We start from the raw sequence: 21,211 nt of genomic DNA, 5'->3' as shown, positions 1-21,211 counted from the left end.
AATTCGCAATATTTGATGCCATTCGCTCATGCTAAGATATCAGCTTTAATCCCAATGCTGCGGCAAGAATCATGGCGATGAATAAAACGCGCAGTACGCTTTTTTGTTCACCGTACAAGAACATGCCTGTAATCGTGCTGCCAACCGTTCCGATGCCTGTCCATACGGCATAGGAGGTGCCCATCGGCAAACTTTTCATGGCATAGCTGAGTAGAGAGAAGCTAAGAACAAAGGATAAGACCATAAGCACTAAGGACTTCCAGCCTTTGCCCACCGTAACTCCCTTCATACCGATGACTCCTAACACTTCCGAGCACCCCGCGATAACCAATGCAATCCAAGCCATTATGCGCCACTCCCTTCCTGAACATCACGGTCGGTAACTAACTTCAGGCCGACCACACCTGCCAGCAAAAGGGCGATTAATAGCGTTTTGGACCATTGAAACGGTTCTCCGAATAGCAGCATTTCGCCTACGACTGTTCCCCCTGTCCCTAGTCCGGTGAATACAGCATACACTGTGCCTACAGGCAGTCGGTTCGCAGCCTTCATGATTAAATAAAAGCTGGCCACCACGGCCAGCACCGTTACAATCCAGGCGAGTATAGAGTCCGCATGCTTCAAACCTGATACCCATACAACCTCAATCAGGCCTCCAACAAAAACGTAAATCCAACTGCGATTCATGATGAATGTTCTCCTTAAAAATAAATTTTATAAGTTCGACGGCTTCACGCTTCATGAGGTGAGGTTAACGTAATCCCACGCCAAAAAATAGGCCATGCAGCGTTCAATCTTCGGTGGTAGTTGATGCTTCCACTGTACAGGAGCTCCACCATGACCCCGTCCACCAGGGTCATGTAAGCCAAAGCCACATCCACTGGCTCCATATGCCCAAAGGGTTCCCGATCCCGTGTATTCCGGAGGCGGCGAGTTAATTTTCGCTCCATTTTATCCAGAAAAGGATTAACAATATTCAGCACCTCGTGATACAACGATACAGGCGGAAAGAAGGAAAAGCGAAGCATAAACTTGGCTGAGTTGTTGCTCTCATATTCCTGTCCCATCCAAAACAAGAAGTCATGCAGGGTATGCTTAAGCGGCTGATCTTTACGTTCCGTAAAGTATTCGAAAATACGTAAATTCTGCTCTTGAAAAGCGTACCTAGCCACCTGTAGAAACAGATCCTCCTTGCCTTGGAAATGCGCGTATATAGACGGTTTTCGGATACCAACCTCAGCGGCAATACTGCTCAAGGAGGCTCCCTCATACCCATTGGTGGCAAATTGAAAAAGAGCGGCCTTTCGAATCTCTTCCATCCCCATTATTGTCACCTACCTAACGTTCGTTAGTTTATTCTTGCACGAAAAAAAGTAAGTGTCAACCCAGCATCATTGCGTTTTGTATAAAGCTTTTCTTTGGATTTTTTTTATCAACATTTTAATAAAAAAGTGGGAAGAAATAAGGGGCTCATGTACAATATAATGAAGAATACTTGTCAAATGCAGTCCACTGGAAGTGAGGTTAGTTATGAGGCGAAGCTTACTGGCCGTATTGATCGCGGCTATGGTGTTTATTATTTATTATTTTGGCTTGTTTAATTACATCGGCAAAAATGAAGGAACTGTCATCAGTATTTTTTCCACCCTGACAGTGATCTCCATCAGTCTGATTATTTTTACGGAGAATCGTAATCCCTCCACTACGATGTCCTGGATTTTGCTGCTGGCATTGCTGCCAGTCGTTGGACTTCCTCTTTATTTTCTGTTTGGGCAAAATGTATTCAAGCGTCGCAAGTATGATAAAAAGGCATTGCGTGACCAACAGGCTTACGACCGCATAGAAAAGGATGCTTTGCGAGTCAAACGAGATCTGACCTGCTTTACAGGTGAGCAGCAGCAGTTAATGCGTTTGGCACGCAGACTGGCCCGCTCCCCGATTTATTTTGCGACAGAAACTCACATTCTGAACAATGGAGATGAAACCTTCTCCACTTTGCTGGAAGAACTGCGCAAGGCGCAGCATCATATCCATATGGAATATTACATTTTCCGGTCGGATGATATTGGTACCAGCATTCAGAAAATTCTGATCGAAAAGGCTAAAGCGGGTGTTAAGGTTCGGTTTATGTACGATGCGGTGGGCAGTATTCAGTTGTCGAAGTCCTTTTTGAAGGAAATGAGAGATGCAGGAGTAGAGGTTGTTGCGTACGGCGGCGCTCGGATCTTGTTCTTCTCCAGCCGGGTAAACTATCGTAATCACCGTAAAATTGTAGTCATCGACGGTAATATCGGATTAATTGGCGGTCTAAATGTGGGAGATGAGTATCTCAGCCGCAACAAAGCCTACGGCTTTTGGCGTGATACGCATATGATTGTGAAGGGCGAAGCTGTACGGACGTTGCAGCTTATATTTCTACAAGATTGGCTTCACATGACGGGTGAGTCGGTGCTCGATAGCGAATATCTGTCTCCCAATATTGAACCAATTACGGACGGAGGCGTGCAGATTATTGCCAGTGGCCCGGATAATGAGCGGAGAGTGCTCAAAAATCTCTTTTTCTCCATGATCACGTCCGCCCGAAAATCAGTTTGGATTGCCACTCCTTATTTTATCCCGGATGAAGATATCCTGACTGCCTTACGGATGGCTGCCTTGTCCGGGTTGGACGTGCGTATTCTGTTTCCCGCAAAACCGGATAAATGGCTACCGTTTCTCGCGTCTCATTCGTACTTCCAGTCGTTACTGGAGGTTGGAGTCAAGGTATATGAATATGAGAAGGGGTTCCTCCACTCCAAGCTCCTCATCATTGACGGGGAAGTTGCGACGATCGGGACAGCCAATATGGATATGCGTAGCTTTCATTTGAATTTTGAAGTTAACGCTCTGTTAATTCAAACGCACAGTGTGCAGCAGATGGTAACAGACTACGAACGAGACTTACACTCTGCCAGTCTGATTGTACGTGAAGAATTCATGAAAAAACGTCTGTTCAAACGTTTGATGGAATCGCTCGCGCGGCTGCTTTCACCGCTGCTGTAAGCATAAACGAATTCGCTACAGCAGTATCCTGTAGTTAAAATGTAGTAAAGCCTAAAATATCCTGTAGACGGTATATAATATCTTTCCAAAATGTTGAATGATCCTCGTAAGCTGCTAGATCCAAACTGTATTCAGCCCCCTGATTATTCCATAGCTTATCAAAATAGGCCGCAACCTGTCGGGTCAGCTTGCTGTCCGCCGGAGCGGCCACCCACAACTCATTTTCCAGATTCAAATCATCCAGATTACGGGGGGTCAGATTGGTAGAGCCACCCCAAATGATATGCTCTCCTTGCGCCTTGGCGATATAAATCAGTTTGGTATGGAACTGCTCATGGGTGGTATGATACCAGCGAATTTGAATGTTCCCGCCCGATTTATCGGACAACTCCTGGGCAACCGGACGATTGGGGATGCCGATTTTTTCCTGACCAAACGCGTTTTGATTGGGGTCCAGCAGCAGTTGGATGTTTACACCGCGGGCAGAGGCATCCAGCAGGCTGTTCAATACTTTGCGGTCAGCCAAATAAAACATGCCCATATGAATGCTGTCACCTTTCTTCGTCTGCGCAATGCCATTCAGAACTGAGGTGTACACCTTGCCCTCAGTTAGATATTTGATTCGATAGCTGTCCTTACTCGATGGAACTTTGGGTTCGGCCTGTGGTGTATAGGCAGGAAGCTGTCCACCGCCCGAAAAGTCCAATACCGCCTGCTCTGTTTGTAAAATGTCTCCGATGATAGGCCCCTTCACCTCCAGCGCTACATTGGAGTGATAGGCGCTCGCGTCGTGCACGTTGCCTGTAGAAATGAGCGCTGTTTGTTCGTTGGCAACCAATTTTCGGTGATTGGCCTTGACGTTCAACAGCTTAAGATAGGAGCGAGCCGTAACATCAGGTCCGTCACTGGCCATCAGGTTGGGAATCCAACCTGTGCCCTGCTGCCCGAACCATTGGAAAAAGGTACGCCACACTGCCGAATAGATGGGGGTGGAGTCCCGCAACGGGTCTACATCGGTCTGCACGACTTGAATCCCTGCTCGCTTCATATTCTCCAACAAAGGATTGGGGGCAGAATTGTAGTTGGTATTGACTTCATCTGTAATGAAAAAGATAGGCATATCCGGATGAGCTTTCTTTTTGGCAATAAGATAATCGGTCATTTGTGCGCTGACTTGGGGGAAGTGCTGACCTTTATGCTTATAGTCATTGAACAGAAATAGGTCGATGACAATAAATTGTTGGGCTTCATCAATGATCCCGAGCATACGATTCAAAATTTGACCTTCATGCTGTGCAGTGCTTCCATCCCCGGTGGGATAGGTCAAATCTGTCCAGAAGTTTACCTCATGGGTCGAATACTCCTGACTCTCATAAGAGACGAACGGAGGCAATGGTTTATGGGTCTGATACAGCATGACGGCAATCAGCCAGAGGATAAGTACCAGAATGGCGATTTTAAAAGCCCGACCCTTTTTCTCAGTTCTTCTTTGATATTCCGGCACAGAATGCAGCGGATCACGTGTAGTCATATGACGATCAACTCCTCAATTGAATGCTGCATTCCATTTTATCGTGCCGGAACATGCAGTTTTATGATGGGATACTGTCAAGTTATTAACGCAAGTGTGCAGGATTGACGCGGATACTAAATAGAATGAAATGGAAGATGTTTTACTATTCGTTGAGGACATATGTCCTTTATAAGAAGTCTGCCCTATAATTTAATATATAGAAAAGTCATTTACATGGGGAGAATAACGATTTATGAGAGGAATCTTGTTTGCTTTTCTGGGAGGAGCGTGTATTACGCTACAGGGGGTAGCGAATACACGGATTAGTCAGGATATCGGTACATGGCAGGCGGCCACTGTTACTCAGCTAATAGGCTTTATTTTGGCAGCATTAGTCTGGATGTTTACAAGGGATGGCAATGTGGCTGAACTGAAACAGGTAAAGCCGATCTATCTTTGGGGCGGTGCCTTTGCAGCAATTATTATATTTAGTGAAGTCACGGCAATCCAACATATTGGGGTTACGTTCACGATCTCGGCGTTGTTGATTGCGCAGTTGTGTTTAACCTTCCTGGTAGATATTAAGGGATGGTTCGGTATAGTGAAGCAAAAGATGAAGCTTCCACAATTTATAGGTATTGGTATGATGATTGCGGGTGTAATTATTCTGAAACTTTAAAATAGAAATTTAACTTGTAAAGAAGCTTAGAATGTAGAAATTGAAGGTGAGCTTAGGAATGAGAGAAATTCAGGATCAAGAGCAGCTAAAATATTTTTTGCAGCTGCATGAGTTGGAATCCATACTCTACGAGCCACTACATCCTTATTTGTCGTTGCATCGTTTGGAGCAAGGGGAAAAGCTCTGTTTACAGGGGGACCCCATCGAGCATCTATATATACTGGTGCAGGGCAAGGTCAAGATTTATACCAGCTCTACAGAAGGGAAAACCCTGATCCTTTGCTTCAAAACACCGATCGAGGTTATAGGAGATGTTGAATATATTCGGAGTAGTCACGTCATCAACACAGTAGAGGCAGTGTCTCCGATCTATGTGATCGGTATTCACCACCAATGGATGAACAAATACGGCAGAGACTATGCTCCTTTGCTGCAATTTCTATTGGATATTGTCACGCGAAAGTTTTGCCTGGACTCCGACTTTTCCAGTTTCAATCTCATGTATCCGGTGGAAGTCAGGCTGGCAAGCTACCTGCTATCGGTTTCTTTTGACGAATCGAATACGGCTTTTCATGAGGAATTACGTGCATCCAGTCTGGTAGATGTGGCGAATTTGATCGGAACCAGCTATAGACATCTCAACCGTGTTATTCGCAAAATGATTGAAGATGGATGGGTTGAACGGACAAAAGGCTACATTGTCATTCGGAACAGAAAAGGTTTGAGTGAACTGGCAGGACATAATATTTATGAATCATTGTAATATGGGCTTTTATAAAAGCAGAAGAATATCAAGGATCATCAAGGGAGAGTTAGCATATGTTATTAGGAATTGTATTGGCGATTATCGCAGGTGCCTTGGTCAGTTTGCAAACGATATTCAATAATAAGGTGAATGAACGGACAGGATCGTGGGCTACAACAACATTGGTGCTGGGAACAGGGTTCGTGGCTTCCTTACTCGGAAGTCTTATTTTTGAAGGGAAAAATACATTTACTTTACAGCATATGCAGCCGTGGTACTGGTTCAGTGGCATGATTGGTGTCGGTGTTGTGTTCTGTCTGGTGCAAGGAATGAAGCGACTTGGCCCGACCTATGCGATCTCCATTGTATTGACGGCGCAATTAGGTACGGCCCTGTTGTGGGATTCGTTAGGATGGCTGGGATTAGAAAAGATTCCGTTTACCTTTAACAAGTTGATCGGAGTATTGGTCATTATCGGTGGTATTCTGGTATTCAAATTTGGACATGGGCGTACGAAGGAACAAACAGAAAGCATTTCATCTATACCTGATTCGATGAAGGGATGAGGAGATTGTAAATGGCCTTTATCTTGCTGGAATAGGGATCGTCCTTTCGAGTAGGCATTTTGCAGAAAAGCGGCAGCTCAATTAGGAGCGGCTTTTCTGTAGAGTTTCCGAAATAACTGGTTTATTGCAAATTTTCCAACATGGCCATGGGTAAGAAAAAATGTTCACGATCGTGTATATATTTTTCCATCCATGATACAATGAAAGTATCTTAAAATAGCCACTTTAAGGGCTACGATATTGAATATAAGAGACGATAAATAGATCGGTTACCGTGTTCGGGAACGGTCTTATTTGTGCTTCTTGAACTTGATGCAATAACAGAGTGACTTTGGATGAGGTGGGACATAGATGAGTAGTACGGAGAATATAAAGGGAGCACCTGACGGTTTTAACAAATCCGGCTCTTTGCTGCCTGCCGCAAGGACAGGTGAACGGAAGATTGAGCACGTCCGCCTTTGTTTGCAAGAAGATGTAGCCGGACATGGCATCACCAGTGGGTTGGAGCGGTATGCCTTCAAGCACTGCGCTCTGCCGGAGTTGCATTTTGACGAGGTTCGTCTGGATACTACTTTTTTAGGACGAGCTGTACGAACACCGCTGCTTATTAGCTCCATGACAGGCGGCAGCGCCGAGACGGGAGCGATTAATGAGCGACTAGCAGAGACAGCGGAGAGACGCGGCTGGGCGCTGGGCGTCGGTTCGGTACGGGCTGCGGTGGAAAGGGAAGAACTGGCTTCAACCTTTGCGGTTCGCCGTCTGGCACCCAGTATCCCGATCCTTGCCAATCTGGGTGCGGTGCAGCTGAACTACGGATTTGGCGTAGACGATTGTCGCCGTGCAGTGGAAATTGCTGGAGCCGATATGTTGGTGCTGCATTTGAACGGATTGCAGGAGATTTTTCAACCTGAAGGGAATTTGGATTTTAGCGGTTTGCTTCAGCGCATTGAGGAGTTGTGTCGTCAGCTTTCAGTGCCTGTAGGAGTGAAGGAAGTAGGTTGGGGCATAGATGGCGAGACGGCATCGAGACTGTATGATGCGGGTGCAGCCTTTATAGATGTCGCTGGCGCAGGCGGGACAAGCTGGAGCCAAGTGGAGAAATTTCGCAATCCTGATCCTGTGCGTCGCGCGGCGGCGGAGGCATTTGCGGATTGGGGCAACTCGACCGCTGATTGTATCGTGGAAGTCAGAGCCGCTGAGCCACATGGTGCTCTGATCGGCAGCGGTGGACTGAGAGACGGTGTCGATGCAGCGAAGGCGCTTGCTTTGGGAGCTGACATGGCAGGCTTCGGGCGTTCTTTGCTCGGTTCTGCGGTTGCCTCTAGGGAAGCGCTGGAGGCACGTTTGGAGCAGGTGGAACTGGAGCTCCGCACGGTTATGTTTGGTATTGGGGTAGATGGAATAGAAGGACTCAAAGATACGACTCGACTAAGAAAGAAGGTAAACGGATGAGCGGACTTATTACATTGGTTCCGATGAATGCGGAGCAATATGATCGATTTGAACAACGCTCGCTTGCCGACTATGCGGATGAGAAAATCCAAGCAGGTACATGGACGGTAGAAGAAGCACCAGAACGTGCGGCAGAAAGTTTTGCTCGATACCTGCCACAGAGACTAGACACACCTCATGCTCACCTGTATATGTTGATGTTTTCCGATGCCGGGGAGCAGAGTCAGGAGGAAGCTGGCTACATCTGGTTCAATATTACGGATGGGGTGCAAGGAAAAGAAGCTTTCCTACTGGATATTCTTGTATACGATTCATACCAAGGGAGGGGTCTAGGCACGCTGGCGATGGAGGCTTTGGAACAGGAGGCTCGCAGGCTGGGAGCTGTACGCATCGGTTTGCATGTATTTGGGCATAATGAGCGAGCTTTGCATGTATATCGCAAGTCGGGCTATCGGATTACAGATATCCAGATGAGCAAAGAAATCTAAATAAGGATATAGCAATATCCTGAATTTCATAACCGTATGCTTGCCGCGTGTATAGGTTCTCATATATAATGTGGGTTGGTAAACTAACGGATGGCATAACGCATATTTTATATAAACGGGAGTTGTTCTGATTATGGCTTTAAAAGCGGGGATTGTGGGCTTGCCGAACGTGGGCAAATCAACACTTTTTAACGCAATAACGCAGGCGGGTGCGGAATCCGCAAACTATCCATTTTGTACGATTGACCCCAATGTAGGCGTCGTTGAAGTACCAGACGAGCGGCTGGATAAGCTGACCGAACTGGTTGTGCCGAATAAAACGGTGCCAACGGCATTTGAATTTGTTGATATTGCAGGACTTGTGCGCGGTGCGAGCAAGGGCGAGGGTCTGGGTAACAAATTTCTGGCTCATATTCGTGAAGTGGATGCGATTGTACATGTGGTACGTTGCTTTGAAGATGAGAACATTACCCATGTGGACGGCAAAATTGACCCGATCAGCGACATTCAGACCATTAATTTGGAACTGATTCTGGCGGATATCGAAAGTGTAGACAAGCGTATTGAACGTTCCCGCAAAAACATGAAGGGTGGCAACAAGCAGTACACCCAAGAGGTAGAAGTGTTGGAGCGGATCAAGGAATCGCTGTATGCTGATAAACCTGCGCGTAGCTTAGAATTGTCGGATGAAGAACGGTTGATTGTACGCGATCTTCATTTGCTTACGATGAAGCCTGTACTCTACGCAGCTAATGTTAGCGAAGATGGCGTAACGGAAGCGGATAGCAATCCGTATGTGCAAAAGGTACGCGATTTTGCCGTGGCGGAAAATGCAGAAGTGGTGCCGATCAGCGCCAAGGTAGAATCTGAAATCGCTGAACTGGAAGGCGAAGACAAAGCGATGTTCCTCGAGGAGCTGGGATTAGCTGAATCCGGATTGAACCGTCTGATTAAAGCAGCATATCGCTTGCTGGGCCTGTATACGTATTTCACAGCAGGTGTGCAGGAAGTACGCGCTTGGACGATTCACAAAGGAACGAAAGCACCGGGTGCTGCGGGCGTAATTCATACGGATTTTGAACGCGGATTTATTCGTGCCGAGGTTGTATCCTACAACGATTTGGTCGCTGCTGGTTCGATGAACGGGGCTAAGGAACGTGGTCAGCTTCGTCTGGAAGGTAAGGAATATGTAGTGCAGGACGGAGACGTTATGCATTTCCGTTTTAATGTTTAATATATAATTTCCAGAATACAATACCTGATTCGGATATATAAAAGACGATGACTTAATGTATGTGTGTTCTGAAAGGTGCTAGATTACGTGGTCGCTGCCTATATTAGGGCGGCGACTTTTTTTATTGTTTTGCATGTTGTGTGGATTTTTGCAAAATCCTAAATTAGTCAGTATTTCTTGTAGCTAATTCATGAATTAGTTGGTATAATAAAGAGCTGTAGCCAGTGGAATTGAAGCTGGTTTCATATTAATTTAACTGAAGAGGTGAATCGCTTGTTGGACCGATTGCAATCATTGGCGGACCGCTACGATAAACTGAGCGAACTGCTCTGCGATCCGGATGTAGCGAACGATAGCAAAAAACTTAGAGATTATTCCAAAGAACAGTCTGATTTACAGCCTGCTTATGAAGCATATACCGAATATAAAAATGTCGTTGAAGAGCTGGAAGCTGCAAAAACCATGCAGGGTGAAAAGCTGGACGACGAGATGCGTGAAATGGTCAAAATGGAGATTGAAGAACTGAGTGTTCGCAAGCGGGAGCTGGATGAAAAAATCCGTATTTTGCTGCTGCCAAAGGACCCGAATGATGATAAGAACGTTATTATTGAGATTCGTGGTGCAGCAGGTGGTGACGAAGCGGCACTGTTCGCAGCTGACTTGTATCGGATGTATACTCGTTATGCCGATACTCAAGGCTGGCGTGTAGAGCTGATGGACGCGAACATGAATGATCTCGGGGGCTTTAAAGAGGTTATTTTCATGATTAACGGTCGTGGTGCATACAGCAAAATGAAATTTGAAAGCGGCGCACACCGCGTACAGCGGATTCCGACGACGGAATCAGGTGGGCGTATTCATACGTCGACATCTACAGTATCCGTTATGCCTGAGGCCGAAGAAGTGGATATTGAAATTTCCGACAAGGATATTCGCGTGGATACGTTCTGTTCCAGCGGTGCGGGCGGACAGTCCGTTAATACGACCAAGTCGGCGGTGCGTGTAACGCATATGCCAACAGGTATTATGGCAACCTGTCAGGACGGAAAATCCCAGAACTCCAATAAGGAGAAGGCGCTGCAAGTTTTGCGTGCCCGTATTTCGGATATGTTGCGTCAGGAAGAGGAAGCCAAATATGCAGGCGAGCGTAAGAGCAAAGTAGGCACCGGAGACCGCAGTGAGCGTATACGTACCTACAATTTCCCGCAAAGCCGTGTAACGGACCATCGTATTGGCCTAACTATGCATAAGTTGGACCAGGTGATGAACGGGGAGATCGAAGAAATCGTATCGGCGCTCACGATTGCAGAGCAGGCTGATTTGATGGAACAAGAGGTTTAAGTTTTGGGGAACGAACGCGATTGTGTGTATCGGATGTCGCCGGAACGGAACATGAGTGTCAGAGAAGCCTTAGTTGAGGCTTCTTCTTTTTTAGGAAGCTGTGGCGTTCTGGAGCCGCAGCATAATGCCCGTTTGCTGCTGGAGCATGTGCTCGGGTTGGAAGGTACGGCGTTTTACGCCGCTCTGGGTGATCCGTTCCCTTCCACCGCCAAGGAGGCGTGGGAACGGATCATAGCCCGCAAAGCTGCGGGTGAACCGGCGCAGTATATTATCGGACGGCAGGAATTTTATGGCCGCCCGTTCATGGTTTCGCCGTCGGTGCTGATCCCACGCCCGGAGACAGAACTGCTCGTCGAGGTGATACTCCAGCACGGCGATCGGCTGTGGCCAAGCGGCGCTCCGCAGGCGCTCGACATCGGCGCGGGCAGCGGTGCGATTGCCGTGACGCTGGCGGCTGAGCGACCGAGCTGGCGCGTGGCGGCAGGGGATATTTCGGCTGCCGCGTTAAAAGTAGCGGCTCATAACGCCGCTGCGAACGGCGCAGCCGTAGAATTCCGCGAGGGCGATCTGCTGGCGCCATTTGCGGGAACGAGGGTGGACATTCTCGTGTCCAACCCGCCGTACATCCCGGCTGCTGACATCGCTGGCTTACAGCCAGAGGTCCGCGACCATGAGCCGCGGATGGCGTTGGATGGTGGTCCTGACGGGCTCGGCCCGTATCGGGCAATGCTGGAGCAGCTCGGACTCCTTCAGGCTCCGCCCCGGCTAATTGGGTTTGAATTGGGGATGGGACAGGCCAGAGACGTGGCTGACCTGCTGGAACAGGCGGGTCATTGGAAGAACATTATAATCGTTCCTGACCTTGCTGGGATCGAACGACATGTCCTAGGTGTCTCGGAGTAGTGCTGCATTTTCTTTTTGCGAGTCTTTCCTTTAGAATAAGAGGAGTATGACCGAGAAACGGCTCAGGGGGAAATCATGCTTCAGAAATTGAAAAAAATTGACGGTCCGGTTATCTTTATTCTGATTTTGCTCATGGCGATTAGTATCGTAACAGTATACAGCGCAGGTAGAGCTCCTACGAACCTGCCTGATCACGGCAACGATTACCAGAGGATGATTGGGTATTATATATTGGGTTTTGTGGCGATCTTGGGTTTAGCGATGGTCGATTTTCGGATATTCATTAAAAAAGCCCTGTACGTATATGGAGGCGGAATATTCCTGTTGGGTCTCGGATTTTTTGGCGGGACGGTTAACAACTCTCAGGGCTTTCTGAAAATTGGTGGCTTGAATCTTCAGCCTGCTGAGGTATTCAAGCTGGTCCTTATCATTTTTCTGACTTATATGCTGATCAAAAAGCGCAAGAGCAAGCTGTATTTTATTCAGGATGTTCTTCCAGTCGCTCTGGTGAGCTTTGTCCCGTTTGCCATGGTTATGGCACAAAATGACTTGGGTAATGCGCTCGGTTACATTGTCATCGTCATCGGTATGCTATGGATTGGTAATGTGAAGGCATCCCATGCGTTAATCGGATTCATCGTATTTGCAGTCGCTGTTGGTGGCGGGATCAAAGCTTATATTTCGTTTCACGATGAGATTGATTCCTTTATGAAGGGGATTGGCCGTAGTCACTGGGTTGAGCGTTTGGACCCTTGGTTGGTACCGGAAGAGGCAACCGCGAAGGCGTCTTATCATACCAAAAATGCCAAGCTGGCGATAGCCTCTGGCGGGATGATGGGCAAGGGCTTTTTGCAAGGAACCTCGGTACAGTCCGGGCGTGTTCCTTATACGTACGCGGATTCTATTTTTGTGGTCGTAGCGGAGGAATTTGGCTTTGTAGGCTCTTCAGTGCTGCTATTGTTATATTTTATTTTGATTCACCGAATGATCCTGATTTCGCTGGAATGCCGGGATCGCGCCGGACCGTATATTATTGTCGGGATTGTGTCCATGTTGCTGTACCAGATTTTTGAGAATATTGGTGCGTTTCTGGGCATTATGCCGCTTACGGGGATTACGCTCCCGTTCATAAGTTATGGTGGTACCTCGTTGCTTATTAACATGGCTAGTATCGGCTTGGTTATGAGTATTAAGGTGCACGGCCAAGAGCTGGAGGACGATCTGCCGCAGCCTTCCAGAGTAAGCTTGACGAAGGCGAAAAAAGCCTAGTGCAGGTGGATTTGGCTTGAAACTGATTGGCATTTGTGTGAGTTGAAACGGTGCAACGAAAAGTCCAGATTGTGAAATCTGGGCTTTTTTATATGCCTCGGTGAGGGTCAGAAGCTTGGTGTAGCATGATTTGAGGGTGTATTGAAGAAAATCTGTAAAGTGTTCCTGAATCTTTTATAAGATTCATAGGTTTAGACTCTCCCAAACCGGACAGACTGATAGACATGATAGAGTTTGGGTTTGGGGGGACGAAGATGAGAAGTTGGATCAAGCAAGCTGCAATGATTCTATTTTGTATTTCGATATTAATGATGTCTTGGGAAGGTCAAAAGACGGATGCTGCTATGACCACTGGAACAAGAGGAACCTTAGCATCAGGAGTAGCTACAACAGGGCTGAATATGATTCCACATGACTCCATTCGACTGCGTATTTTGGCCAACTCGGATCGTCCGGAGGATCAGCTGGTTAAACGCGAAATACGGGACGCTATTGTACAGCAGATGAATGCCTGGGTGGGTGAGCTGGAAAACCCGCAAAGCTTAGATCAAGCTAGATCATTGATTGGTGCTCATTTACCTGAAATTGACCGTTTGGTAGGTACGGAACTGGCTCGTCGCGGCATTGCATATGATCATCAGGTGGAACTGGCGAGCGTACCTTTCCCAACGAAAATGTACGGTGGTCTTGTCTACCCGGCAGGGAATTATGAGGCACTTCGGGTTACGCTGGGGCAAGGAAAAGGGCAAAATTGGTGGTGCGTGCTGTTTCCTCCGCTGTGCTTTATTGATGCAGGCAGTGGGGAAGCAGCGGCACAAACGGTATCAGCAAAAACGGATCACGGAGAAAGTCGGACGAATGCCGCTGACAAGGAGCCGGAAGTACGTTTTTTTCTGTGGGATGCACTTGCGGGACTGTGTAGCTGGGTGAGTAGCTTGTTTGCCTAAACGTTGAGGAGTGTAAGTTTCCCCATATGCTATAATGGAGCTTACGATAGATATACACATGGCAGAGCCAAATAAACTGATCTTTCAAAGTAGCCTTATAAGATCAAGCGAAATCACTGGCCTGTATATGACAATAAGATATGGGATGATCTGATATGAGTGATAAATCGAATCAAATGCAAGACTTGCGCGGAGATTTTGTGCAAAAGGAAAAATCGGAGCAAAAGCTGGACGAACAGGAAAATTGCGAGCTGAAGCAGGCATTGAGGTCTTCCCATACCCAATGGTGGGATGTAAGATGTTTGGTTCCTGTGAGCAACATTGACGGGGATGTTTCTGACGAAGTTTGGGCTGAACAGACTCGGCTCGCGGCGGAAAAGGGCATACGGGAGGCCGGCGTACTCCTCCAAGCTGGAGAGACGGTAGCCTTTCCTACGGAAACCGTGTACGGCCTGGGGGCCGATGCTCGTAGTACAAAAGCGGTGGAGGCGGTATTCGCTGCCAAAGGACGTCCCTCCGATAACCCGCTCATTGTACATATTTCTCATGCTGATCAATTAGAGGGGTTGGTAGCAGAAATAAACGATACGGCCCGAGCGCTGATGAATATGTTCTGGCCGGGACCGCTGACTCTCGTATTGCCGGTAGTGCCGCAGGCACTGTCATCGCGTGTGACAGCCGGGCTGGATACAGTCGGAGTGCGCATGCCGGATCATCCGATAGCGCTTCGTTTGATCGCTGAAGCGGGTTGTCCACTGGCTGCGCCAAGCGCCAACCGGTCGGGAAGACCCAGTCCCACCCTTGCACAGCATGTCCGAGAGGATCTGGAGGGCCGCATCGGCGGCATTTTGGACGGAGGTCCCACGGGGGTGGGGCTGGAGTCCACGGTGGTGCAGGCGGGTGACGACGGAACCGTCACCATCCTGCGCCCCGGCGGCGTGACGGCTGAGCAGCTCGCTGCGGTTGCTCGCGCCGTCGTGCTGGACCCGGCGTTGACTGTTACGCCCGGGGAAGACGCGGACAGCCCAGCGCCGCGCTCGCCGGGCATGAAGTACACGCACTACGCGCCGCGAGGCCGCTTGAGCGTGGTACAAGGCCCGTCGTCCGTTGAGGTGACGGGCTGGATTCGCGCCGCGCTGGCGGAGGCTTCCGCGCGCGGGGAGCGCACGGCAGTGCTCGCGTTCGACGAGCATGCCGCCGGTTACGCCGGAGAACGCGTCTATACGCTAGGCAAGCTGGACGCGCTCCATGAGGCGGCGCAGCGCCTATACGGCGTGCTGCGTCGCTGCGACGAGGACGGCGTCACCTACATTTTGGCGGAATCCTGTCCGCCGAAGGGATTGGGAGACGCCGTCATGAACCGCCTGCTTAAAGCGGCAGGTCACCGAATCGTCCGCTTGTAGCTTCTGTCGAACCAGAGTCTCTTATATGAAGTTTTCCTCCCTCCTCGTCTCGGTATTGGGTACTTTCAGTACATGCTTGTACTGATTTGCCCCTTGTCCGCATAACGTGTACAAGAACAGACAGATAATGGAGGGATGGAGTATGCTGGCAGCCTCTGCCCATGCCGGGCAGGTTGTAACGATTCTGATCATGGCGGTAGCGCTAGGAATGGATGCGTTATCGCTGGGCGTAGGGATCGGCATGAAGGGGATACGCCTGCGAGACGTGCTGCGCATCAGTACTGTCATTGGCTTTTTTCACATTCTGATGCCATTACTGGGAATGTTCACAGGCCATTATATGAGTTCTTTATTAGGTCATGTGACGGCCTACTTCGCAGGGGGTCTACTCATCCTTTTGGGCGGGCATATGGTGTATAATTCCTTTAAAGGGGACGGCGTACAGGTATTGGATCATCGTTCGCCTTTAGGCCTTTTGCTGTTTGCACTTGGGGTGAGCGTTGACTCATTTTCTGTAGGAGTGTCACTAGGTATGTTCCAGAGTGATCTGGTGCTGTCCGTTCTGGCGTTTGGTTTTTGCGGGGGAGCAATGGCGATGCTGGGCCTGCTGCTGGGTCGCAAGGTCAGCCGTAATCTAGGAGATTATGGGGAAGCAGTGGGTGGTGCCATTTTGTTGGCATTCGGCTTTATGTTTATGTTTTGATTTTAGCGTAGACAGTGTAAAATAAGTGCAGGGTTATAGTAAAGGATTAGGATTATAGTAATCCTCTGTTTATATATTTTTTTAACATACGGGGGGTGAAAACGTTGAAGAATATCTTATTCGTATGCACAGGGAATACCTGTCGCAGTCCAATGGCTGAAGGGATGCTGCGTAAGTTGGCTGCTGAGCAGGGGCTAGAACTGGAAGTGCGTTCTGCGGGAGTAGCCGCGATGGAAGGCACGCCGATATCCCGACATGCAGAGGCGGTTCTACGTGATCACGATATATCCGATCAGATCACTTCAACCCCTTTGAGCGACGGGCTTGCCGGGTGGGCGCATCTGATCTTAACCTTGACGCAAGGACATAAACAGCACGTCATTCAGCGCTTTCCCCAAACGGCGGGCAAAGTATTTACACTTAAGGAATATGTGGAGAACCGGGATGCGGTGTTGAATGATCTACAGGAGTTGGATGGGTTATATGCTTCACAGCAGTTGATGGCTTCACTCGGACAAGAGCTATCGGCGCAGGAGCGTGAACGAATGATTGAATTACACCAACGGATTCCGGGCTTTGATATTTCAGATCCGTTTGGCGGTTCGCGAGAAGACTACGATGTCACAGCTGCAGAAATCCGTACGGCGCTGCATAAGCTGCTGGACAAGCTAAAGGCTTCTTCCGAATAAAATTGGTATTACTCATCTGTTTTGTACGGAATCTGTTGATTTTCGGCGGCTAATCCGTTAAGATAAGGTGGAAAAATGAGAATCCGATGTAACTGGCGACAAAAGTGGGATTAACCACGATGGAGCATCGGATATACGGCCGGTCGCCTGGGCAAAAGAGCAATTCCACATAGGTGTGGACTGCTCTTTTTTTCATATACAAGTTGAGCCAGATTGTTAGCTGAGAGTTGATTCCTTTAAAGGTTCTTCCATTTTTTCTGCTCGAAATCTGAAACATCGGCTATAATATAGTCAGATTGTGATCAGGAGAGAGTGTGTTGAACTTGGGGCATGAGACCGTGCCTAGTCTCTGAGAGGCTGTTCAACCAAAGGAGGTTCCAATAGTGGGACAATTGGATCATGAGATTTCGCTGGAAGCACAGACCACTTCTGTCGTGCGGGAAATCGCAGAAGCAGCCAGTCTCAAGGCTGGCCGCCTGCTGGTTATTGGCGTTAGCACAAGTGAAGTGGCTGGAAGTCGGATTGGTACGGCGGGAGCGCTCGATGTGGCTCAGCAACTGTTGACTGGAGTAGAGTACGTTCGCAGGGAGTATGGCTTTGATGTGGCGTTTCAATGCTGCGAGCATTTGAACCGAGCGCTGGTCGTTGAACGGGCTGTGCTGGAGCGATTGGGACTGATGGAGGTTGCAGCTGTTCCTGTTCGTACAGCAGGAGGCTCTATGGCCACCGTCGCCTATCGTTCTATGAGTGACGCGTGTTTGGCGGCGAACGTGCAGGCCCATGCCGGGATAGACATCGGCGAAACGCTGATTGGCATGCATCTGCGACCCATTGCTGTTCCATTTCGCCCAAGTCTTCGCTGGATTGGCGAAGCACGTGTGACAGCGGCATTCACCCGTCCACCACTTATTGGTGGACAACGGGCAGTGTATAGTCTGGAGCAAGAAGTCGGCGGAAACTGCGATTAGCATTTGGCATGGCGGCATGTTTGTACTAATCTTTTTTGCATTGATGATGAGGTACCCAACAGAGGAGCAGGCGTTTGCTTGTATACCCAACAATTGACTATGGAGAGGGAGTAATCAATCATGATGGAACACCTACGTAAAAGTGACCCGGCAGTGATGGAAGCAATGGGACTTGAACTGAAACGACAACGCCACAATATCGAGCTAATCGCATCCGAGAACATTGTCAGTGAAGCAGTAATGGAAGCCATGGGCTCCGTGCTGACGAATAAATATGCTGAAGGTTATCCGAACAAACGCTACTATGGTGGCTGTGAGCATGTAGATATCGTTGAAGACATCGCACGTGACCGCGCAAAAGAATTGTTCGGCGCCGAGCATGCTAACGTGCAGCCTCACTCTGGAGCACAAGCCAACATGGCGGTGTATCTGGCAGCTCTCAAACCTGGAGATACTGTACTGGGTATGAATCTGGCGCATGGTGGCCATTTAACACACGGAAGTCCGGTTAACGCTTCCGGCTTGTTGTATAACTTTGCTGCTTACGGTGTACGCGAAGACAACTTCCGCATCGACTACGATGAAGTGCGCAAGGCGGCCTTTAAGCACCGCCCTCGTCTGATTGTAGCTGGCGCGAGTGCATATCCGCGTACTATTGATTTTGAAGCTTTTGCTTCCATTGCCAATGATGTAGGCGCTCTGTTTATGGTGGATATGGCACATATCGCAGGTCTCGTGGCAGCGGGAATTCACCCAAGTCCAGTTCCGCATGCCCAATTTGTAACAACAACGACACACAAAACGCTGCGTGGTCCGCGTGGGGGTCTGATTCTGACTCGCAAAGCATGGGCGCAAGCGATTGATAAAGCCATTTTCCCTGGTACTCAAGGGGGGCCACTGATGCATGTGATCGCGTCCAAAGCGGTTGCTTTGGGTGAAGCGCTCCAGCCATCGTTCAAAACCTATGCGCAAAACGTAGTTCGCAACGCACAGGTACTGGCTGAAACACTGCTGGCTGAGGGGATTAACATTGTATCCGGTGGTACGGATAACCATCTGATGCTGTTGGATACGCGCAATTTGAATATCACAGGTAAAGAAGCGGAGCATGTATTGGATTCCGTGGGCATCACAGTGAATAAAAATGCGATTCCTTTTGACCCGACCAGTCCATTCGTAACAAGCGGAATTCGTATTGGTACACCTGCTGCAACATCTCGTGGTATGGATGAAGAGGCTATGGTCAAAATCGGTAAAATCATTGCTGAAACCCTTAAAAACCCGAAAGATGATACTGTATTGTCCAAAGCAAGCCAAGCGGTTGGCGAGTTGACAGATAAGTTCCCGATTTATCCAGGAACTCAATACTAATTCATCGACATTCATAATTTTTATGTTATAGGCTGTTTTCCTTCCGTAAGCCGGAGGAGAACAGTCTTTTTTTGCTTCCGAACGACTCGAAACATACATTTTTGGGTAATAAGCGATTACAGTAAGGGTTTATGTGCGCTATCCTTCATGATCTACGACAAAGGAGTGATTGCATTGAGTCAAAGAAAATCTGCGCAATTTTTGCAGCAACTCGTATTTGTAGGACCGATGGCGTTGTTTTTTGTCTTGATTATGGTCATTCCGTTCCTGCTGGGGCTGTATTATTCTATGACCAACTGGGATGGAGTATCTGAAAATATCCGATGGCTCGGACTGGGGAATTACATTCATATTTTTAGGGATGATCCAGATTTTCGTAATGCATTCTGGTTTACGGTCCGGTTTACCGTATGTGGTGTCGTTCTGACGAACCTGATTGGCTTTTTCCTAGCCTATGCACTTACCAAACCGTTGCGTACCCGTAATGCACTGCGAACTGTATTTTTTATGCCCAATATGATTGGCGGCTTGCTGCTCGGCTTTATCTGGCAATTTATATTTGTACGCGGCTTTTCTGCAGTAGGTGAGGCAACAGGGCTTTCTTTTTTTAAACTGCCGTGGCTGGGTGATGGGCCAACTGCTTTTTGGGGAACTGTCATTGTGTTTGTGTGGCAATATGCAGGTTATCTCATGGTTATTTACATATCCTCGTTAAATAATGTCCCGCATGCCCTTATTGAATCGGCACAAATCGACGGTGCGAGTCGAAGACAGATTCTGCGTCATATTGTAGTGCCACTTATTATGCCAGCGGTGACCGTCTGCTTGTTCCTGGCGATATCCTGGTCCTTTAAAGTATTTGAGTTGAATTTGGCTCTCACAAAGGGGGGACCTTTCAAGTCGACGGAGTCTGTAGCGTTGGACATATATAATGAAGCGTTTACAAATAATCGACTTGGATTGGGGACTGCCAAAGCTATGATTTTCTTTGTGGTCGTTGCAATCATTACCAGCATTCAGGTGCGTCTCACGAAGAAAAAGGAGGTCGAAATGTAATGGGAAAAACGTCAAACTATCGTTTGGGCACGTGGGTTGCTGAAATAATGCTAATTGTGATCGGGTTAATCTTTCTGGTTCCGTTTTATTTTTTGCTCGTAAACTCCGTTAAATCCTTTGGCGACATTTTGGCCCATTCCGCTTCGTGGCCGACAACCTTCCGTTTTGAAAACTATGCTAACGCCTGGAATAAAATAAACTTTCCCACAGCACTGGGGAATTCACTGATTGTCACGATCGTCAGTAATGCGCTTTTGCTACTAATCAGCTCGATGGCCGCTTACCAGATGGTTCGGCATGACACTCGTTTTAACCGGTTCCTGTTCGGTTTGCTTGTGGCTGCGATGGTAGTTCCCTTTCAATCGATTATGTTGCCGCTTATGGAAGTGTCCAACGTATTGAGCTTGAACAACAGTATACCGGGACTGATCTTATGTTATCTGGGTTTTGGAGCGCCTTTATCCGTTTTTCTTTTTCATGGCTTTATTAAAACGGTACCTATTGAGATCGAGCAGGCGGCAAGGGTGGACGGTTCATCCCGGTACGGGGTGTTCTTTCGCATCGTTTGTCCGCTGCTGTTGCCTATGTTCGTAACCGTGCTTATCTTGAATACCTTATGGATCTGGAATGACTATCTGTTGCCTTCGCTCATTTTGAATGATCCTGAGCTGCGTACCATTCCGATTGCAACCTATATGTTGTTTGGTCAGTACACCAAGCAATGGGACTTGGCGCTGCCAGCACTGGTGTTGGGGATCACGCCAATTGTTGTGTTTTTTCTGGTGATGCAAAAATACATCGTTTCTGGCATTGCAGCCGGCGCGGTCAAAGGCTGAAGGGAG

Annotated in this window: 22 protein-coding genes and 1 riboswitch; of the genes, 18 read left to right on the top strand and 4 right to left on the bottom strand. The window is 48.3% G+C overall.

Annotated features, from left to right (window positions below; all coding sequences use genetic code 11):
- Positions 1 to 31: 31 nt before the first annotated feature.
- From AOU00_RS10535 to AOU00_RS10525, 3 genes are read right to left on the bottom strand one after another with little or no spacing between them, the layout of a single operon-like run.
- On the bottom strand, positions 32 to 346 hold the full coding sequence (locus tag AOU00_RS10535) for a DMT family transporter (RefSeq protein WP_013312355.1): 315 nt from the start codon (positions 344 to 346) through the stop codon (positions 32 to 34).
- Complete coding sequence (locus tag AOU00_RS10530) at positions 346 to 687, bottom strand: DMT family transporter (RefSeq protein ID WP_039271586.1); 342 nt, start codon at positions 685 to 687, stop codon at positions 346 to 348. Before AOU00_RS10530 ends, AOU00_RS10535 begins: the two co-directional genes overlap by 1 nt.
- 44 nt (positions 688 to 731) lie before the next feature.
- Positions 732 to 1,325 (bottom strand): TetR/AcrR family transcriptional regulator, encoded by a 594-nt coding sequence (locus AOU00_RS10525; RefSeq protein ID WP_069290558.1) that lies wholly within the window; start codon positions 1,323 to 1,325, stop codon positions 732 to 734.
- 205 nt (positions 1,326 to 1,530) lie between these two features.
- Here AOU00_RS10525 and cls point away from each other — a divergent pair, with 205 nt between their 5' ends.
- Positions 1,531 to 3,042: a cardiolipin synthase gene (gene cls / locus AOU00_RS10520; RefSeq protein ID WP_069290557.1), complete on the top strand. Its 1,512-nt coding sequence runs from the start codon at positions 1,531 to 1,533 to the stop codon at positions 3,040 to 3,042.
- A gap of 34 nt (positions 3,043 to 3,076) precedes the next feature.
- Here cls and AOU00_RS10515 read toward each other — a convergent pair whose 3' ends face one another.
- Positions 3,077 to 4,573, bottom strand: a complete 1,497-nt coding sequence (locus tag AOU00_RS10515) for a phospholipase D family protein (protein WP_069290556.1) — start codon at positions 4,571 to 4,573, stop codon at positions 3,077 to 3,079.
- 235 nt (positions 4,574 to 4,808) lie between these two features.
- Here AOU00_RS10515 and AOU00_RS10510 point away from each other — a divergent pair, with 235 nt between their 5' ends.
- The 17 genes from AOU00_RS10510 (at position 4,809) to AOU00_RS10430 (ending at position 21,205) form a co-directional block, all read left to right on the top strand.
- Complete coding sequence (locus AOU00_RS10510; RefSeq protein ID WP_069290555.1) at positions 4,809 to 5,234, top strand: DMT family transporter; 426 nt, start codon at positions 4,809 to 4,811, stop codon at positions 5,232 to 5,234.
- A 58-nt stretch (positions 5,235 to 5,292) separates the two neighbouring features.
- Positions 5,293 to 5,997, top strand: coding sequence for a Crp/Fnr family transcriptional regulator (locus AOU00_RS10505; RefSeq protein ID WP_069290554.1), 705 nt, complete (start codon positions 5,293 to 5,295; stop codon positions 5,995 to 5,997).
- A 56-nt stretch (positions 5,998 to 6,053) separates the two neighbouring features.
- The gene (locus AOU00_RS10500; protein WP_069290553.1) at positions 6,054 to 6,545 is read left to right on the top strand and encodes a DMT family transporter; all 492 of its coding nucleotides are present in this window, start codon (positions 6,054 to 6,056) and stop codon (positions 6,543 to 6,545) included.
- Positions 6,546 to 6,896: 351 nt separating this feature from the next.
- Complete coding sequence (gene fni, locus AOU00_RS10495; RefSeq protein WP_069290552.1) at positions 6,897 to 7,997, top strand: type 2 isopentenyl-diphosphate Delta-isomerase; 1,101 nt, start codon at positions 6,897 to 6,899, stop codon at positions 7,995 to 7,997.
- Complete coding sequence (locus AOU00_RS10490; protein WP_069290551.1) at positions 7,994 to 8,485, top strand: GNAT family N-acetyltransferase; 492 nt, start codon at positions 7,994 to 7,996, stop codon at positions 8,483 to 8,485. The genes fni and AOU00_RS10490 overlap by 4 nt, the downstream gene beginning before the upstream one ends.
- Before the next feature lie 133 nt (positions 8,486 to 8,618).
- Positions 8,619 to 9,719, top strand: coding sequence for a redox-regulated ATPase YchF (ychF, locus tag AOU00_RS10485; RefSeq protein ID WP_039271572.1), 1,101 nt, complete (start codon positions 8,619 to 8,621; stop codon positions 9,717 to 9,719).
- Positions 9,720 to 9,992: 273 nt separating this feature from the next.
- Positions 9,993 to 11,060: a peptide chain release factor 1 gene (gene prfA, locus AOU00_RS10480; RefSeq protein WP_013312344.1), complete on the top strand. Its 1,068-nt coding sequence runs from the start codon at positions 9,993 to 9,995 to the stop codon at positions 11,058 to 11,060.
- Between the two features lie 3 nt (positions 11,061 to 11,063).
- Entirely contained in the window at positions 11,064 to 11,963 is a 900-nt protein-coding gene (gene prmC, locus AOU00_RS10475; RefSeq protein ID WP_069290550.1) for a peptide chain release factor N(5)-glutamine methyltransferase, read from the top strand.
- Between the two features lie 75 nt (positions 11,964 to 12,038).
- Entirely contained in the window at positions 12,039 to 13,232 is a 1,194-nt protein-coding gene (locus AOU00_RS10470; RefSeq protein WP_039271567.1) for an FtsW/RodA/SpoVE family cell cycle protein, read from the top strand.
- A 254-nt stretch (positions 13,233 to 13,486) separates the two neighbouring features.
- A complete protein-coding gene (gene spoIIR / locus AOU00_RS10465) occupies positions 13,487 to 14,179 on the top strand; it encodes a stage II sporulation protein R (RefSeq protein ID WP_069290549.1) in 693 nt (230 codons plus the stop codon).
- A gap of 155 nt (positions 14,180 to 14,334) precedes the next feature.
- Positions 14,335 to 15,582 (top strand): L-threonylcarbamoyladenylate synthase, encoded by a 1,248-nt coding sequence (locus AOU00_RS10460; RefSeq protein ID WP_069290548.1) that lies wholly within the window; start codon positions 14,335 to 14,337, stop codon positions 15,580 to 15,582.
- A gap of 142 nt (positions 15,583 to 15,724) precedes the next feature.
- A complete protein-coding gene (locus AOU00_RS10455; RefSeq protein ID WP_023990719.1) occupies positions 15,725 to 16,285 on the top strand; it encodes a manganese efflux pump MntP in 561 nt (186 codons plus the stop codon).
- 104 nt (positions 16,286 to 16,389) lie between these two features.
- Positions 16,390 to 16,974, top strand: a complete 585-nt coding sequence (locus tag AOU00_RS10450; protein WP_069290547.1) for a low molecular weight protein arginine phosphatase — start codon at positions 16,390 to 16,392, stop codon at positions 16,972 to 16,974.
- Positions 16,975 to 17,052: 78 nt separating this feature from the next.
- Positions 17,053 to 17,134: riboswitch (ZMP/ZTP riboswitch) on the top strand.
- 220 nt (positions 17,135 to 17,354) lie between these two features.
- On the top strand, positions 17,355 to 17,942 hold the full coding sequence (locus tag AOU00_RS10445) for a TIGR01440 family protein (protein WP_069290546.1): 588 nt from the start codon (positions 17,355 to 17,357) through the stop codon (positions 17,940 to 17,942).
- Between the two features lie 120 nt (positions 17,943 to 18,062).
- The gene (gene glyA / locus AOU00_RS10440) at positions 18,063 to 19,313 is read left to right on the top strand and encodes a serine hydroxymethyltransferase (RefSeq protein WP_013312336.1); all 1,251 of its coding nucleotides are present in this window, start codon (positions 18,063 to 18,065) and stop codon (positions 19,311 to 19,313) included.
- A 174-nt stretch (positions 19,314 to 19,487) separates the two neighbouring features.
- The gene (locus AOU00_RS10435; protein ID WP_061832037.1) at positions 19,488 to 20,369 is read left to right on the top strand and encodes a carbohydrate ABC transporter permease; all 882 of its coding nucleotides are present in this window, start codon (positions 19,488 to 19,490) and stop codon (positions 20,367 to 20,369) included.
- Positions 20,369 to 21,205 carry a carbohydrate ABC transporter permease gene (locus AOU00_RS10430; protein ID WP_069290545.1) on the top strand — a complete coding sequence of 279 codons (837 nt, stop codon included), beginning with the start codon at positions 20,369 to 20,371 and terminating at the stop codon, positions 21,203 to 21,205. Before AOU00_RS10435 ends, AOU00_RS10430 begins: the two co-directional genes overlap by 1 nt.
- Positions 21,206 to 21,211: the final 6 nt, after the last annotated feature.

The sequence above is a fragment of the Paenibacillus polymyxa genome (assembly GCF_001719045.1).
Taxonomy (GTDB): domain Bacteria; phylum Bacillota; class Bacilli; order Paenibacillales; family Paenibacillaceae; genus Paenibacillus; species Paenibacillus polymyxa_B.
The sequence above is the reverse complement of the archived record's forward strand: the minus strand, read 5'-3'. Positions and strand labels throughout refer to the sequence as shown.

Bases quoted from the DNA above. Each gene is read 5' to 3' on its own strand.
- AOU00_RS10535 (WP_013312355.1), bottom strand. From the start codon at position 346: ATGGCTTGGATTGCATTGGTTATCGCGGGGTGCTCGGAAGTGTTAGGA.
- AOU00_RS10530 (WP_039271586.1), bottom strand. From the start codon at position 687: ATGAATCGCAGTTGGATTTACGTTTTTGTTGGAGGCCTGATTGAGGTT.
- AOU00_RS10525 (WP_069290558.1), bottom strand. From the start codon at position 1,325: ATGGGGATGGAAGAGATTCGAAAGGCCGCTCTTTTTCAATTTGCCACC.
- cls (WP_069290557.1), top strand. From the start codon at position 1,531: ATGAGGCGAAGCTTACTGGCCGTATTGATCGCGGCTATGGTGTTTATT.
- AOU00_RS10515 (WP_069290556.1), bottom strand. From the start codon at position 4,573: ATGACTACACGTGATCCGCTGCATTCTGTGCCGGAATATCAAAGAAGA.
- AOU00_RS10510 (WP_069290555.1), top strand. From the start codon at position 4,809: ATGAGAGGAATCTTGTTTGCTTTTCTGGGAGGAGCGTGTATTACGCTA.
- AOU00_RS10505 (WP_069290554.1), top strand. From the start codon at position 5,293: ATGAGAGAAATTCAGGATCAAGAGCAGCTAAAATATTTTTTGCAGCTG.
- AOU00_RS10500 (WP_069290553.1), top strand. From the start codon at position 6,054: ATGTTATTAGGAATTGTATTGGCGATTATCGCAGGTGCCTTGGTCAGT.
- fni (WP_069290552.1), top strand. From the start codon at position 6,897: ATGAGTAGTACGGAGAATATAAAGGGAGCACCTGACGGTTTTAACAAA.
- AOU00_RS10490 (WP_069290551.1), top strand. From the start codon at position 7,994: ATGAGCGGACTTATTACATTGGTTCCGATGAATGCGGAGCAATATGAT.
- ychF (WP_039271572.1), top strand. From the start codon at position 8,619: ATGGCTTTAAAAGCGGGGATTGTGGGCTTGCCGAACGTGGGCAAATCA.
- AOU00_RS10470 (WP_039271567.1), top strand. From the start codon at position 12,039: ATGCTTCAGAAATTGAAAAAAATTGACGGTCCGGTTATCTTTATTCTG.
- spoIIR (WP_069290549.1), top strand. From the start codon at position 13,487: ATGAGAAGTTGGATCAAGCAAGCTGCAATGATTCTATTTTGTATTTCG.
- AOU00_RS10460 (WP_069290548.1), top strand. From the start codon at position 14,335: ATGAGTGATAAATCGAATCAAATGCAAGACTTGCGCGGAGATTTTGTG.
- AOU00_RS10455 (WP_023990719.1), top strand. From the start codon at position 15,725: ATGCTGGCAGCCTCTGCCCATGCCGGGCAGGTTGTAACGATTCTGATC.
- glyA (WP_013312336.1), top strand. From the start codon at position 18,063: ATGATGGAACACCTACGTAAAAGTGACCCGGCAGTGATGGAAGCAATG.
- AOU00_RS10430 (WP_069290545.1), top strand. From the start codon at position 20,369: ATGGGAAAAACGTCAAACTATCGTTTGGGCACGTGGGTTGCTGAAATA.